The 15,248-nt window shown below is 58.3% G+C and carries 10 protein-coding genes and 3 rRNA genes (1 of these 13 only partly in view); 7 read left to right on the forward strand and 6 right to left on the reverse strand.

The window, feature by feature from the left end:
• From CLU80_RS14170 to CLU80_RS14185, 4 genes are all read left to right on the forward strand, one after another.
• A 23S ribosomal RNA gene (locus tag CLU80_RS14170) occupies nt 1-1,516 on the forward strand (it extends 1,378 nt beyond the left edge of the window).
• A gap of 152 nt (nt 1,517-1,668) precedes the next feature.
• Nucleotides 1,669-1,784, forward strand: a 5S ribosomal RNA gene (rrf, locus tag CLU80_RS14175).
• Nucleotides 1,785-1,889: 105 nt separating this feature from the next.
• Nucleotides 1,890-2,005, forward strand: a 5S ribosomal RNA gene (gene rrf, locus CLU80_RS14180).
• Nucleotides 2,006-2,387: 382 nt separating this feature from the next.
• The gene (locus CLU80_RS14185) at nt 2,388-4,268 is read left to right on the forward strand and encodes a methyl-accepting chemotaxis protein (protein ID WP_093442675.1); all 1,881 of its coding nucleotides are present in this window, start codon (nt 2,388-2,390) and stop codon (nt 4,266-4,268) included.
• 147 nt (nt 4,269-4,415) lie between these two features.
• On the opposite strand, the gene CLU80_RS14190 is transcribed toward CLU80_RS14185, so the two are convergent.
• The 4 genes from CLU80_RS14190 to CLU80_RS14205 are packed head-to-tail and all read right to left on the reverse strand — an operon-like array spanning nt 4,416 to nt 10,013.
• On the reverse strand, nt 4,416-4,883 hold the full coding sequence (locus CLU80_RS14190) for an SRPBCC family protein (RefSeq protein ID WP_099757652.1): 468 nt from the start codon (nt 4,881-4,883) through the stop codon (nt 4,416-4,418).
• A 21-nt stretch (nt 4,884-4,904) separates the two neighbouring features.
• Nucleotides 4,905-8,297: an amino acid adenylation domain-containing protein gene (locus CLU80_RS14195; RefSeq protein ID WP_099757653.1), complete on the reverse strand. Its 3,393-nt coding sequence runs from the start codon at nt 8,295-8,297 to the stop codon at nt 4,905-4,907.
• Between the two features lie 13 nt (nt 8,298-8,310).
• Entirely contained in the window at nt 8,311-9,240 is a 930-nt protein-coding gene (locus tag CLU80_RS14200; RefSeq protein ID WP_099757654.1) for a diiron oxygenase, read from the reverse strand.
• A complete protein-coding gene (locus CLU80_RS14205) occupies nt 9,237-10,013 on the reverse strand; it encodes a DUF3050 domain-containing protein (RefSeq protein WP_093442663.1) in 777 nt (258 codons plus the stop codon). Before CLU80_RS14205 ends, CLU80_RS14200 begins: the two co-directional genes overlap by 4 nt.
• 144 nt (nt 10,014-10,157) lie before the next feature.
• Between CLU80_RS14205 and CLU80_RS30255 the strand changes: the two genes are divergently transcribed.
• Nucleotides 10,158-10,328, forward strand: a complete 171-nt coding sequence (locus CLU80_RS30255) for a hypothetical protein (protein WP_158561687.1) — start codon at nt 10,158-10,160, stop codon at nt 10,326-10,328.
• Nucleotides 10,329-10,758: 430 nt separating this feature from the next.
• Here CLU80_RS30255 and CLU80_RS14210 read toward each other — a convergent pair whose 3' ends face one another.
• Nucleotides 10,759-11,469, reverse strand: coding sequence for a GntR family transcriptional regulator (locus CLU80_RS14210; RefSeq protein ID WP_093442659.1), 711 nt, complete (start codon nt 11,467-11,469; stop codon nt 10,759-10,761).
• A gap of 197 nt (nt 11,470-11,666) precedes the next feature.
• Here CLU80_RS14210 and lapG point away from each other — a divergent pair, with 197 nt between their 5' ends.
• Together lapG and lapD are read left to right on the forward strand one after the other, a co-directional pair.
• Nucleotides 11,667-12,359: a cysteine protease LapG gene (gene lapG, locus CLU80_RS14215; protein ID WP_095113878.1), complete on the forward strand. Its 693-nt coding sequence runs from the start codon at nt 11,667-11,669 to the stop codon at nt 12,357-12,359.
• A gap of 14 nt (nt 12,360-12,373) precedes the next feature.
• The gene (lapD, locus tag CLU80_RS14220) at nt 12,374-14,320 is read left to right on the forward strand and encodes a cyclic di-GMP receptor LapD (RefSeq protein WP_093442656.1); all 1,947 of its coding nucleotides are present in this window, start codon (nt 12,374-12,376) and stop codon (nt 14,318-14,320) included.
• A gap of 587 nt (nt 14,321-14,907) precedes the next feature.
• On the opposite strand, the gene CLU80_RS14225 is transcribed toward lapD, so the two are convergent.
• Nucleotides 14,908-15,246 carry a hypothetical protein gene (locus CLU80_RS14225; protein ID WP_007918987.1) on the reverse strand — a complete coding sequence of 113 codons (339 nt, stop codon included), beginning with the start codon at nt 15,244-15,246 and terminating at the stop codon, nt 14,908-14,910.
• Between the last annotated feature and the right edge of the window lie 2 nt (nt 15,247-15,248).

A 15,248-nucleotide genomic window follows, 5' to 3' on the forward strand; every position in this document is an offset into this window, starting at 1 on the left:
GTTAATATTCCTGTACTTCTGGTTATTGCGATGGAGGGACGGAGAAGGCTAGGCCAGCTTGGCGTTGGTTGTCCAAGTTTAAGGTGGTAGGCTGAGATCTTAGGTAAATCCGGGATCTTAAGGCCGAGAGCTGATGACGAGTGTTCTTTTAGAACACGAAGTGGTTGATGCCATGCTTCCAAGAAAAGCTTCTAAGCTTCAGGTAACCAGGAACCGTACCCCAAACCGACACAGGTGGTTGGGTAGAGAATACCAAGGCGCTTGAGAGAACTCGGGTGAAGGAACTAGGCAAAATGGCACCGTAACTTCGGGAGAAGGTGCGCCGGTGAGGGTGAAGGACTTGCTCCGTAAGCTCATGCCGGTCGAAGATACCAGGCCGCTGCGACTGTTTATTAAAAACACAGCACTCTGCAAACACGAAAGTGGACGTATAGGGTGTGACGCCTGCCCGGTGCCGGAAGGTTAATTGATGGGGTTAGCTAACGCGAAGCTCTTGATCGAAGCCCCGGTAAACGGCGGCCGTAACTATAACGGTCCTAAGGTAGCGAAATTCCTTGTCGGGTAAGTTCCGACCTGCACGAATGGCGTAACGATGGCGGCGCTGTCTCCACCCGAGACTCAGTGAAATTGAAATCGCTGTGAAGATGCAGTGTATCCGCGGCTAGACGGAAAGACCCCGTGAACCTTTACTATAGCTTTGCACTGGACTTTGAATTTGCTTGTGTAGGATAGGTGGGAGGCTTTGAAGCGTGGACGCCAGTTCGCGTGGAGCCATCCTTGAAATACCACCCTGGCAACTTTGAGGTTCTAACTCAGGTCCGTTATCCGGATCGAGGACAGTGTATGGTGGGTAGTTTGACTGGGGCGGTCTCCTCCTAAAGAGTAACGGAGGAGTACGAAGGTGCGCTCAGACCGGTCGGAAATCGGTCGTAGAGTATAAAGGCAAAAGCGCGCTTGACTGCGAGACAGACACGTCGAGCAGGTACGAAAGTAGGTCTTAGTGATCCGGTGGTTCTGTATGGAAGGGCCATCGCTCAACGGATAAAAGGTACTCCGGGGATAACAGGCTGATACCGCCCAAGAGTTCATATCGACGGCGGTGTTTGGCACCTCGATGTCGGCTCATCACATCCTGGGGCTGAAGCCGGTCCCAAGGGTATGGCTGTTCGCCATTTAAAGTGGTACGCGAGCTGGGTTTAGAACGTCGTGAGACAGTTCGGTCCCTATCTGCCGTGGACGTTTGAGATTTGAGAGGGGCTGCTCCTAGTACGAGAGGACCGGAGTGGACGAACCTCTGGTGTTCCGGTTGTCACGCCAGTGGCATTGCCGGGTAGCTATGTTCGGGAAAGATAACCGCTGAAAGCATCTAAGCGGGAAACTTGCCTCAAGATGAGATCTCACTGGAACCTTGAGTTCCCTGAAGGGCCGTCGAAGACTACGACGTTGATAGGTTGGGTGTGTAAGCGCTGTGAGGCGTTGAGCTAACCAATACTAATTGCCCGTGAGGCTTGACCATATAACACCCAAGCAATTTGCGTCGAAGAGACCAGATTGCGGTGTGTGAAGACGAAACGAACCGAAAGTTCGATGTTCACAAAACACCGAAAGCTGTCACATACCCAATTTGCTGAAGCGAGACCACAAGGTCACGAGTCAGTACCCGAATTTCTTGACGACCATAGAGCGTTGGAACCACCTGATCCCATCCCGAACTCAGCAGTGAAACGATGCATCGCCGATGGTAGTGTGGGGTTTCCCCATGTGAGAGTAGGTCATCGTCAAGATTAAATTCCGAAACCCCAATTGCGAAAGCAGTTGGGGTTTTGTTTTAGTAGAAGTAACTGTTTTTGCTGGCTCGTTACCGTGTTGACGGGCCAGATACAGAATTTCTTGACGACCATAGAGCGTTGGAACCACCTGATCCCATCCCGAACTCAGAAGTGAAACGATGCATCGCCGATGGTAGTGTGGGGTTTCCCCATGTGAGAGTAGGTCATCGTCAAGATTGAATTCCGAAACCCCTGTCTGCTAACGCGGACGGGGGTTTTGTCATTTCAGGATCAGATAAAGAAACGACAAAGCCAGCCCCTGAGACATCAGGGGCTGGCTTTTTTATGCACAGGAAAAAGGGTTGCAGGATTTGAAACTGCCGCCGGAACGTTGCTCCGGAAACACCGTGACGAACGCTCTGGCACGCCGTTGGGCGGGAATCTGGCAGAAATACCATCCATTTCCTGTATGGCCCTAAGATTTCTCCGACACGTGCCGACAGACTGGTGAGACATGCGTGCACCAAAGTAGAGCGGCTAGTAGAACGCTGCCTGCACTGTACATGGAATGTTGCATCCGGAACGCATCCCCACTTTTGGCATAAGAAGTCCCATGAAATGAATCTCAAGTTCAGCCATAAAATCCTGTTGGCCGCCTCGGGCGTCGTGGTCCTGGCGTTCGCGCTGTTCACCCTCTACAACGACTATCTGCAGCGAAACACCATTCGCCAGAACCTCCAGTCTTCCGTGCAGCAGGCCGGTGATCTGACCGCCAGCAGCGTGCAGAACTGGATGAGCGGGCGGATCCTGGTGCTGGAAAACCTCGCGCAGAACGTTGCCCATCAGGGTAAGGACGCGGACTTCCCAGGCCTGGTCGATCAACCGGCCTTCACCTCGAACTTCCAGTTCACCTACGTCGGTCAGGCCAACGGTGTGTTCACCCAGCGTCCTGACGCGAAGATGCCGGACGGCTATGACCCGCGTCAGCGCCCTTGGTACAAGCAGGCCGTGGTAGCTGACAAAACCATGCTGACGCCGCCGTACATGGCTGCTGTCGGCGGGCTGGTGGTGACCATCGCCATGCCGGTGAAAAAGAACGGTGAACTGCTCGGCGTCGTCGGGGGTGACCTGAGCCTGGAAACCCTGGTGAAGATCATCAACTCGGTGGACTTCGGTGGCCTCGGCCATGCATTCCTGGTTAGCGCCGACGGTCAGGTGATCGTTAGCCCGGACAAGGATCAGGTCATGAAAAACCTGAAAGACATCTACCCAAACACCAGCGTACGCATCGAGAAGGGCAACCAGAACGTGGTGCTCAACGGTCAGGAACGTATTCTGTCGTTTACCCCGGTCAGCGATCTGCCGAATGCGCAGTGGTACATCGGTCTGTCGATCGACCGCGACAAGGCCTACGCAGCACTCAGCCAATTCCGCACCTCGGCACTGATTGCGATGTTCGTGGCCGTGGCGGCCATTGCCTTGCTGCTGAGCCTGTTGATCAATGTGTTGATGCGTCCGCTGACCACCATGGGCCGTGCGATGCAGGATATCGCTCAGGGCGAAGGCGACCTGACCCGCCGCCTGGTGGTCGAGAGCAAAGACGAGTTCGGTGAATTGGGCAGCGCGTTCAACCAGTTCGTTGAGCGTATTCACGCGTCGATTTCCGAAGTGTCTTCCGCCACCCGTCATGTGCATGACTTGTCGCAACGGGTGATGGCATCGTCCAACGCCTCGATCGTCGGTTCTGACGAGCAAAGCGCGCGCACCAACAGCGTCGCTGCGGCGATCAACGAACTGGGTGCCGCCACACAGGAAATTGCGCGCAACGCCGCCGATGCTTCGCAGCACGCCAGCGGCGCCAGCGAGCAGGCCGATGACGGGCGTCAGGTGGTCGAGCAGACGATTCAAGCGATGACCGAGTTGTCGCAGAAGATCAGCCTGTCGTGCACGCAGATCGAAACCCTGAACGCCAGCACCGACAACATCGGCCACATCCTCGATGTGATCAAAGGGATTTCGCAACAGACCAACCTGTTGGCACTTAACGCCGCGATCGAAGCGGCGCGTGCCGGTGAAGCCGGACGTGGTTTTGCCGTGGTGGCGGACGAGGTGCGAAACCTTGCCCATCGCACCCAGGAGTCGGCGGAAGAGATCCACAAAATGATCACGTCGTTGCAGATTGGTTCGCGGGAAGCGGTGACCACGATGAACGCCAGTCAGGTGTCCAGCGAGCAGAGCGTGGAAGTGGCCAATCAGGCCGGTTTGCGTCTGGTCAGCGTGACTCAGCGCATCGGTGAAATCGACGGCATGAACCAATCTGTAGCCGCGGCCACTGAAGAGCAGACCGCGGTTGTGGAAACCCTCAACGTCGACGTTAACCAGATCAACCTGCTGAATCAGCAGAGCGTGGCCAACCTCAATGAAACGTTGAAGGATTGTGATGCGTTGTCGCAGCAGGCCAATCGCCTGAAGCAATTGGTCGACAGCTTCAAAATCTGATTTTTCAGATTGGAGACCGCGTTATCGTTCTTCGCGAGCAAGCTCGCTCCCACAGATTGACCGCATTCCTACAGAAGGAATGCAATCAAAATGTGGGAGCGAGCCTGCTCGCGAAAGCGGTCTGACATTCACCGCAAAGCCGAAGCCTTAAACAAACAGCTTCAGCACATTCCCCATCGCATCATCCGCAAACCCCTGCACAAAATCCTTGAACCCTGGCAGTGCCTCTTCACCGCCCGCAGCCGGCTCGGCAATGATCGTCCACGTCGCCCGAGACTTACCCGCGCCCAGCGATTCGACATTCATCGCCGCCCACAGATTCGCCACCCCCAACGTGTTGTAAATCGTCGTCCAGGTCATGCTCCGCGCGTGCTCATCGCGGGAGTTGAGTTGCTCGACTACCACGTTGCCATCCTTGAAGCATTTCTTGCGCAGCGAGGACACGCCCTCGCCGATTGTTTCGATGTGCGACAGCGCCGGAATGAAACGGTCGAATCCGCCGAAATCGCCGACCACCGCCCAGACCTGCGCCGCGTCTGCCGGCACTTCTACCGAAGACACTACGTGGCAGCCATGCGGGTTTTTGATCAGGGTATCGGGTTGCAAAGTGCTCATGGTGTTGCTCCTTTTGTTGGATCAGATGAAGTTGATTTCTTTCAGGTAATCGCAGCCACGACGCAGCAGCGCCGGGGATTTCTGCGGGTAGTGCGCGCCCATCAGATGCACGCCGGCCTCAGCGTTGGCATGACCAATCAGGGAGATGTCGCCGATGTCTTCTTCGAAGCCGTTGAGGTAGAAACCGAGCACGCCGAACAGCGCGTTGTCGGCATCGACGCGGTTTAGTTGCTGCTGCCAGTCGGCGACGCTGACCAGCGCGAACTCGCTGCCGGTTTCGCGGAACGAAGTGACGTAGGCGTCCCAGCTCAAAGGCTCGGGGTTATGCAGGTTGAACACCGCGCGGTCGGGCGAATAACGGCTGGCGTGGAAGGCGATGAAGCGGGCGAGAAAGTCCACCGGCATCAGGTCAAAATTCAGCGCGAAGGCCGGTACCTGGCCGAGCTGAATCGAGCCTTTGAGCATCAGCATCAAACGGTTTTTGTGCGGCTGACAAACGCCGCTCAAGCTGTTGAAACTGATATTGCCGGGGCGATACAGATTGACCCGGACGCCGCGCTCCCGCGCTCGTTCGAGGATGCGCTCGCCGACCCATTTCGACAGGTTGTAACCGTTGCGGATGTAGATCGGTGGCGTCGGCGCGGCGGGCAGTTCCAGCACCCGTCCCGCGTCGTCGACCGTGCTTGAGGCCGACAGTGTCGAGACGAAATTGAAAACCTTTTTGCTCTGCCCTTCGCATAAGCGCAGCAGGGCGAAAATCGGTTCGACGTTGTCCGCCGCCAGCGACTCGTAATCGAGTACGTGATTGACGTTAGCGGCGTTGTGCACCAGTGCGCCGAACTCGCGATCCAGGCGCTGATAGTCGTCGTCATTCAGGCCCAACTGCGGACGCGTAATATCCGCCGCGTAAACCCGCACGCGACTCAGGTCCAGATGCTCCAAGCGGTTTTCACGCAGTGACTCGGCAAAGCGTTGCGCCGCCGTTTTGCCGCCGCCGTCGCGCACCAGACACGCTACTTCGGTGGCACCCCAACCGAGCAGCGCCTCGACGATGTGCACGCCGACAAAGCTATTGGCGCCGGTGACGATGACTTTATGCACATCACCCATGCGGCTGATCGGCAGTGGCTCGATTTCCAGTGCACGCTCGGCGTCGGCCATGGCCTGGGCGCTGAGTACGGCGCTGTCATCGGTGCCGCGTACCAGCGTTGCCAGTTTGATGATGGTCGGCAGTTCGATGAAGCGATTGATCGAAATGCTACGCCCGAACTCCTCACGCAAACGCAGCAACATGCGCGAGAGCAGAATCGAGTGGCCACCGAGATTGAAGAAGCTTTCGTCGGTGGAAATGTCGCTGCTCGGCAGCTCCAGCAACTCCGCCCAGATCTCCAGCAACAGCGCTTCATCGGCATTCACCGGCAGGCATTTCGGCGCGTTGCCCTGCACGCTCACTGGCAGTTCCAGCAGTGCTTTGCGATCGACTTTGCCGTTGCTGGCGAACGGCATGCTCGCCAGCTCGGTCCACGCCACCGGTTGCATGTAGTCCGGCAAAAACTGTCTGGCGTGGGCTTTCAGCGCGTCGCGTGCGGTGTCCGATTGCGCTTGTGCGAGGAACGCGAGAATGCGCCGCTGACTGTCGATCACCACCGCCATTTGCCGGTACAACTGGCTCTCGCGCAGGCAGCGCTCGATCTCTTCCGGCTCGACCCGGAAGCCACGGATTTTTACCTGATTGTCGCGCCGCCCGCACAGTTCGATACCGTGCTCGCCCCACCTGGCCATGTCGCCGCTGCGGTAGGCGCGCAGCGTTTGGCCGTCCGGTAATTGCAGGGTCAGATAACGCTCGGCGGTCTGCTGCGGATTGTTCAGATAACCGAGGCAAACACCGGGGCCGACGATGAACAATTCGCCGACGGTGTGCTCCGCCACCGGTTGCAAATCGTCATCGAGAATCAGCACTTGGCTGTTGGCGATTGGTGCCCCGAGGGTACGGTTACTGTCGCCCGGTTTGAGCTGGCGCGCGGTGATCAGTACGGTGGCTTCGGTCGGGCCGTAAAGGTTGTGCAGTGTGCCTTGGCGGGTGAGTTGCTCAATGACAAACGGCTCGCAGACATCGCCGCCGGTCATCACTTGCACGCCTTCCAGTTGCTCCAGCGGCAGGATGCTCAACAGCGCCGGTGGCAGGAATGCGTGGGTCAGGTGTCGGCGGCGGATCAACGCGACCAGTTGCAATGGATCTCGTCGTTGCGTGTCGTCCGGCACCACCAGTTCGGCACCTTCCAGCAGGGTCGGGAAGATGTCGATCAGTGATGAATCGAAGCTCAGCGACGAGAACTGCAAGACCCGACTCTCGGCCTGCAATTGCACGTAATCGGCGTACCACGCGGTAAAGTGCGCGAGGTTGGCCTGACTGAGCAACACGCCTTTCGGATGCCCGGTGGTGCCCGAGGTGTAGAGCGCCATGCACGGTGCATCAAGTTCGGGGCGGCGGCGCATCAACGGTTGGCTGAGATCTGCCTCTGAGTTGTCGATGCGGCTGACGTCCAGCCCCGCCATGGATGCGCTGAGCGGATGCTCGCCATCATGCAGCAACAGCAGCGCGCCTGCATTTTGCAGAATGTATTGCTGACGCTGTAACGGATGACTCGGTTCCAGCGGCAGATACACCGCGCCGCTGCCGAGGATCGCCAGAATCGAGGCAAACAATGCCGGGCTTTTTGGCAGGCAGATGCCGACCACCCACGGTTTTGGCTGTTGCTCGAGCAACGGCAGCAAGCGCTGTTGAATCGCACGGCTGTGAGCGTGCAGTTGGCGATAGCTGATCGACTGTTCGGCGATGTGCAGCGCCGGGCGTTCAGCGTGATGGATCAAGCTTCGTTGCAGGCGCTCGATCACCGGGATCTGCGCCTCTTCCAGCAATGCGGGATTGGCCGTGTCGTTACGGCGATGGACGTAAGCCAGGCTGTCGAGGAACAGCAGGTTTTCCATTCTCTCGAAATCCGGCGCAGTCACTGACGCGGCCAGCTGCAGATAGTCAGCATCACGGGAGAAGCGGCTGACCAGCAACGCCACTTCATCGACCACCTGCGTCAGCACCCGTTGCCGCAGCGCCTGCCCATTGCCGGACGGCTCATCGCCAATCGGTACGCGGCTGATCAGTGACGAGCCAAGGAAACACAGCAAATCGAGTGTCGGCAAACCGGCAGGGCTCTGCACGCCGACACCCAAACGCAGATGCAGGTGCGGGATCGAGCAGAAATCGCCGGCGCCGATAAAACCATCGTCGATGATCAGATCCACCGTCGATGCACCGGCAGCGCTGCGCTGCAAGGAGTGACCGTGTTGTTCCAGTTCCTGCGCCAGGTCGGTCATCGCCTGGCTGGTGCCAATCAGCAAAATGTCGAGACGTTTCATATCGGCCTCCTCATCAAACCAGATAGTCGCGCAGCGCGTGCTGCACGCAGGGCGCATCGAGCAGCGAGCTGTTGTGGAAGAACTTGACGATGTTGCCCACCAGCGGGTGATGGCGATTGATCGGGAATGCCAGCCCGGCCATCTCGTCCCTGAGCGAACGGCGCGTAGTCTCGCTGACCGGCAGTGCGTCGATCAGGCGCAGGTCGAAGGATTTCTGGATGTCGTTGGTCAGGTAATGGCCGATGAACACCGGCAGAATCTGCGCGATGGTTTCGCGATCCGCCGCGTTGGCGGTGTGCCAATAGATGCGCACCATCCGCGCCCAGAAACTCGAATGGCGACCTTCATCGAGCAAGTGATCGGCCATCAGGCCTTTGATCGACGGCTTGACCGTGTCGTCGCGTGCGAACGCCGCGACATCACCGGTCACGGTGTTTTCGGCGATGGCCACGCAGATCAATTCGACCGCGCTGCGCAGGTGCTCTGGCGCCAGCGCTACTGCCGCAGGAATCGCCCGGCTCAGTTCGATTTCATCGGGGAGCTGAATCGGTTCGATGCCGGTCATCGCCACCGTTTGCTGCATGAAATCCATCGCCACGAGGGCGTGGTAATCCTCGTCGACCACCACGGTCATCGCGTCGTAACGACAGGCAAACGGGAAGGCCACGGCGAAGCGATTCTTGGCGATGCTGCGCGCGGTCTTGTCGACGATCTCGGTCTCGAAAATCACCACGTCGTTGATGAATTTGTACAGCGTCTGCACCAAGGCGAAATCACGCTGTTGCGGGCACTCGCGCAGGAAGGTTTCGCTGAGCACCAGCGGTTGACGGCTGAGCGGGTAGATCAGCCGTTCGTCGTCTTCGAGTACGCGTCGCGGACGGGTGCGGATGGTCGCGCGGTTCTCCCAGGCGTCGGCAAAGGATTGATAGTCAGCAGCGTTCATTGGGTCACCTCTGCCAACGGCTCGCGCATGCTTACGCGCAGGCCGTCCCACAAGGCGATACGGCTTTCCACGGCGGCAATGGCGCTGGCGTAGACCTCGGCTTCACGTTGCGGGTCGCCGTTGACCAGGCGCTCGAGCAGGTGTTCGGCCGCCGGGCCGTGGTCTTCGGAGTCGACCTCGATGTGCCGTTCCAGGTAATAGCGAAAGGTCGGCGCCTGTTCGATACCGATGCCCCAGTCGTCAAGAATGCGCTGGAACATGGTCGGGATCACGCTCTCGCGACCATGCAGAAACGCCGCCGCCACGCTGTGTCCCGGTGCATGCAGGGCGGTGCGCAAGGTGTCGCGGACAAACTGCGCGGCGGCCGGATCAACCTCGACGCTTTGCAGCGCGACGTCATAGCTCACGCCTTCCTGTTGCAGGGCGACAAAGCGCTCCACGGCTTGGGTACTCGCGCCGATTTCGCGCATTGCGTCCAGGTACAGCTCAAAATGGCTGTAATGCCCTTCGGCCAGGCGATTATCCGACTCTTCGCCGAGAACGATCTCGTTGATCAGTCGGGCGGCGAGAGGATCGCGCGGCGGCAACCACGGTAGTCGGGTGCAGGTCAGCTCCTGCTGCAGGCGTTTGGTCAGCGACATGAAGTCCCACACGGCAAATACATGGGTTTCCATGAAGCGACGCAACACCGATAACGACGTGATCTCGGCAAAGATCGGGTGAATGCTAAGTTCGGCTTTCTTCAGGGCGAGTTGGTGCTTAGTGGGCATCATGATGTCCTTTATCGTTGATATTAAATGGAACTGCTCTGCAACTGCGCAATCAATGAAACTACGACTTACTTGTTTCCTGTCGGCGGACGACAGCCTTCCTTCCTGATAGGTAAGTGCGGATCGATATACCTTTGACATGGCTTCATGTCTGCCCATCAAGCGCTGCTGCTGTACCGCAGGCATTGGGCTGCTGCCGAAGTGAAGGGTGAAGTTCAAACTTGGCGAAGAAAAGCTAATACACCGACAAAGTGTTTAACAAGTATATTTTTAATTATTTTAAGTTTGCTGTTTTTTGAAGTTGAGTTGTTCCAATAAAACTTTCAGGTAAAATTTTATTTGGGCGTAGTTGCTCCTTTCGGCGAATAACGGCCAAAATTGCTCAAGAAGAGTGAATGCCTCACTCGAAGCAACTTTCCAGTAATAAGAATTGAATGATTTAAAAGGGGCGGAAGTTGGCCGTGACCCCGCGCCATGACTTCCTTTTTCCCGTGGCAAGGCTCCTTCCGTAGGTTCCTGGTGCGGGGACTGCGCCGGCAGGGCGGCGCGTCGCCCGTTCTTTATGGGGTGGCGGCTCAAGAGTGCGGGTAAATTTGCGCCACGGCTATGACCGATTCATCTGCGGCAACGTGCAAATATCGGACTGAACGGCGCAAGGAGGTTAGAGCGGACATGTGGATCCGCCCAGCAGAGGGCTGGCGGATCGCTTGGGGATTTGTAAGCGGGTGATTCGCGGGGCAGTGCGCGCTCAGCGCGCAGCTTGGCGGTTTTGCGCGGCAGGGGTAGCGAGATAACGGGTAATCACTTCGACACCGCGATTGAGGTGCTGCTCGAGGAGTTTGATCGACAGCTCAGTGTCGCGATCCTGCACGGCTTGCAACATCGCCCGGTGATCGTCCTGGGACAATTTGCCCAGGCCCATGGCCTCAAGGTTGAAGCGCAGAAAACGCTCTTCTTCGTTGAGCCCGTCTTCAACCAGTCGCAGTAAGCGTTGGTTGGGCGCCTTGCTGTACAGGGCCATGTGGAACAAACGGTTGAGCCGGCCGATTTCCGTGTAGTCGTGTTGCGCCTCAAGCTCTTCGATGTACCCGGCTGCGCGTGCGTGGTCGGCAGCGGTCAGCAGCGGAATCGATTGCCGCATGGCTTCGGATTCGAGCAGGATGCGCAACTCGTAGGTTTCGGTCGCGTCACCCTGAATCAATGGCGCAACCACTGCACCTTTATGCGTAGTAACGCTCAGCAGTTCTTGGGCTTCGAGCTGGCGCAACGCTTCGCGCACCGGCATGCGGCTGACACCGAAAAGGTCGGCCAGATCCTGCTGGCGCAGCGCCGTGCCACAGGGCAGACGACCGTCGAGGATTGCCGAGCGCAGGGTTTCTTCGATCACCGAACGGGCCAGATGAGCAGGAATCGGTCCATCGACTTTAATGCTGTGCAACGGTTTGGGCTTCTGTGTCACGACTACGCACCCTGTATGTCGGCCTGGTTTGGATCCAAATGACACTAGTGATTGCTCTACAGGTTGTCAAACCTTGTAAAACATCGCTGTGCCAACTGAAGTTTAGCGTGCCGAGTATGATCTCATGGTGCCATTGTTTTTTGTCGGGCTAAGCTTCACCATCAAACGCTTTCCTTCCTGCCCCCTGGAAACCTGCTGTGGCGGTACGTTTCGCGATCCCCCGGACTCTGCGCTGGCTAGGCTGCGCACTGCTGCTGGCCGGCGTCATGCTGGGCGGTCTGCATGCCGATTGGGATTTTTCCACGATCAGCCGCAAAGCCACGGCACTCTACGGGCCGCTGGGTGCCGGGCAGCAGCGCATTGATGCCTGGCAGAATCTGTTGGCCACGCAGAAACAAGTCAGCGAGATGGAAAAGCTCAAAGTGGTGAACCTGTTCTTCAACAAACAGGTGCGCTACGTCGAGGACATCGATCTGTGGCACGAGGTCGATTACTGGGAAACGCCGATCGAGGCGCTGTGGAAGGGCGCCGGCGACTGCGAAGACTATGCGATCGCCAAGTATTTCAGCTTGCGTCATCTTGGGGTTTCCAGTGACAAGCTGCGTATCACCTACGTCAAGGCGTTGCGTCAGAACCGCGCGCACATGGTCCTGACTTACTATGCCACCCCCGATGCCATGCCTCTGGTGCTCGACAGCCTGATCGATCCGATCCAGCCGGCGTCGCAGCGAACCGATTTGCTGCCGGTCTACTCTTTTAATGCTGAAGGGTTGTACCTGCCGGGCGCCAAGGGCAACAAGAAGGTCGGTGACACCAAACGCCTGTCACGCTGGCAGGATGTGTTGAAGAAAATGCAGGCCGAAGGTTTCCCGGTCGAAACGACTAACTAGGAGCATGCGCTCAGATGTCTTTGTTCAAACAGCTGTTGATCGCTATCTGTCTGTTCCTGGTGGTCGCCTTCACCGGCAGCTTCATGGTCAGTCTGGAGAGCTCGCGCACCCAGTACGTCAACCAGTTGCGTTCCCACGCCCAGGACGCCGCGACGGCGCTGGCGTTGTCGCTGACGCCGAATATCGACGATCCGGCCATGGTCGAGTTGCTGGTCAGCTCGATTTTCGACAGCGGTTATTACGCGAGCATCCGCGTGGTCGATCTGAAGACTGACCAGACGATTGTTGAGCGCAACGGCATTCCGGCCGTCACCAATGTGCCGGACTGGTTCGTCAAGCTGATCGGCCTGGAGCCGGCCGGTGGCGACGCGCTGGTCAGCCGTGGCTGGGAGCAGGCGGCGCGAGTCGAGGTGGTCAGCCATCCGATGTTTGCTGTGGCCAAATTGTGGCAGAGCGCGTTGGGCAGCCTTGGCTGGCTGCTGATCTGCGGGGCGATCAGTGCCGTGCTCGGCGCGCTGCTGCTGCGCCGGCAGTTGAAGCCGCTGGATTACATGGTCAAGCAGTCCCACGCCATCGCCCGTCGCGAATTCCTCAGCCTGCCGGAATTGCCGCGCACACCTGAGTTGCGCCGTGTGGTGCAGGCGATGAACCAGATGGTCGAGAAACTCAAGGCGCTGTTCCAAGAGCAGGCCGAACGCAGTGAAAAGCTGCGCGCCGAGTCCTATCAGGACAATCTCACGGGGCTTGCCAACCGGCGCTATTTCGAAATGCAGTTGCACAACCGGGTGAGCAACCCGGAGCAGGCCAGTTCCGGTTATCTGCTGCTGTTGCGGGTCAAGGATCTGGCGGGGCTCAATCAGCGTCTCGGTGGCCAGCGCACCGATGAACTGCTGAAAGCAGTTGGCGAGCAACTGTCCCGCGAATGCGCCAAATACCCGGAAACCCAAAACCTCGTCACCCGTATTCGTGGCGGAGAGTTTGCCGTGCTGGCGCCGGGGCTGGTTCGTGAGGAAGCGCTGCAACTGGCGCAGAACCTCGACAGCGCTTTGAGCAGTCTGCACGCCACCGGGGCGACCGATGTGGCTGCCGTGGCGTCGATCGGCCTGGCGCCGTTCACCCACGGTGATTCACCGCAACAAGTACTGACGCTCGGCGATCAGGCGCTGGCGCAAGCTGAAGGTCAGGGCGAGCAGAATTGGGCGTGCATCGATCAGAGCCTGACGGCGGATGTCGGCGACGATCACCATGCCTGGCATCGCTTGCTCGATCAGGCCTTGAGTCAGCAGCGTTTCGAGCTGTATTTCCAGCCGGTGGTCGCCGCCGCAGACACGCAGCTGGTGCTGCATTACAAAGTGCTCTCGCGCCTGCTCGATGATCAGGGCCAGACCATCCCGGCCGGGCGCTTCCTGCCGTGGCTGGAACGCTTCGGCTGGACTGCACGGCTTGACCGCCTGATGCTCGAACGCGTGCTGGAGCAAATGAAAGAGCACGAAGATTCGCTGGCGCTGAATTTGTCCTCGGCGACTCTGGCTGACCCGCAGGCGTTGAGCAAAGTCTTCGAGATTCTGCGTGCGCATTCCAACTTGGGCGAGCGTTTGACCCTGGAAATCGGCGAGGAGCAATTGCCCGAACAAGCGGTGCTGGAGCAGTTGACCCGGCGCCTGCGCGAACTCGGTTTCTCTCTGAGCCTGCAACGCTTTGGTGGGCGCTTCAGCATGATCGGCAACCTGGCGCGGCTGGGGCTGGCGTACTTGAAGATCGATGGCAGTTACATTCGTGCGATTGATCAGGAGAGTGACAAGCGTCTGTTTATCGAGGCGATTCAGCGTGCGGCGCACAGCATTGATCTGCCGCTGATTGCCGAGCGGGTCGAGACGGAAGGGGAGTTGTCGGTGATTCGCGAGATGGGCTTGTATGGGGTTCAGGGGCGGTTGTTTGGTGAGCCTCGGCCTTGGCGGTGAGATTGCAAAAGCCACCCTCACCCTAGCCCTCTCCCAGAGGGAGAGGGGACTGATCGTGGGATATTGATGTAATACGCCGACGTGAAAGAGCTCCGCTGAATCCATAAACGACTCGATTTCTCAGGTCGATGTATGGCGCCAGACACCTCGGTCAGCCCCTCTCCCTCACGGGGACTGATTGGGGGATATTCGGGAAATACGCCGACGTGAAAGATGTCCGCTGAATCCATAATCGACTCGAATTCTCAGGTCGATGTATAGCGCCAGACACCTCGGTCGGCCCCTCTCCCTCACGGGGACTGATTGGGGGATATTCGGGAAGTACGCCGACGTGAAAGATGTCCGCTGAATCCATAATCGACTCGATTTCTCAGGTCGATGTATGGCGCCAGACACCTCGGTCAGCCCCTCTCCCTCACGGGGACTGATTGGGGGATATTCGGGAAGTACGCCGACGTGAACGTTTTGCGCTGAATCCATAATCGACTCGATTTCTCAGGTCGATGTATGGCGCCAGACACCTCGGTCAGCTCCCTCTCCCACCGGGAGAGGGCTGGGGTGAGGGTAGGCTTTTGATACTGGGTGGATCAGATCAACCCGCCCTCATCCTCATCGATCAACTGGCTCAACCCGCCCAACGCCTCACGCGCCTGGGTCCGGTCCATCAGTTTGGCCTGGGCCGCCGGCGGCAGGTCGGTGACGCGGATCACGCCCTTCTGGGTCAGCACCTGAATCAGGTCGTCGAGTACCCGAATCATTTCGAAGTCGCTCTGCTTGAGCTGCTTCAGGCTGGTTTCCACCACTTCATTGGCGAACCAGGCCTGGATTTCATGGCTGTCGGCCGGCAGCGTTTCCGTGGCCTCGGCGTAGGCCGCGGCTTCCACGCGAATCAACAGACCTTGCGCATCGCGTTGCACGTAAAACATTG

The sequence above is a fragment of the Pseudomonas sp. 29 genome (assembly GCF_002754355.1).
Lineage (GTDB): Bacteria > Pseudomonadota > Gammaproteobacteria > Pseudomonadales > Pseudomonadaceae > Aquipseudomonas > Aquipseudomonas neuropathica.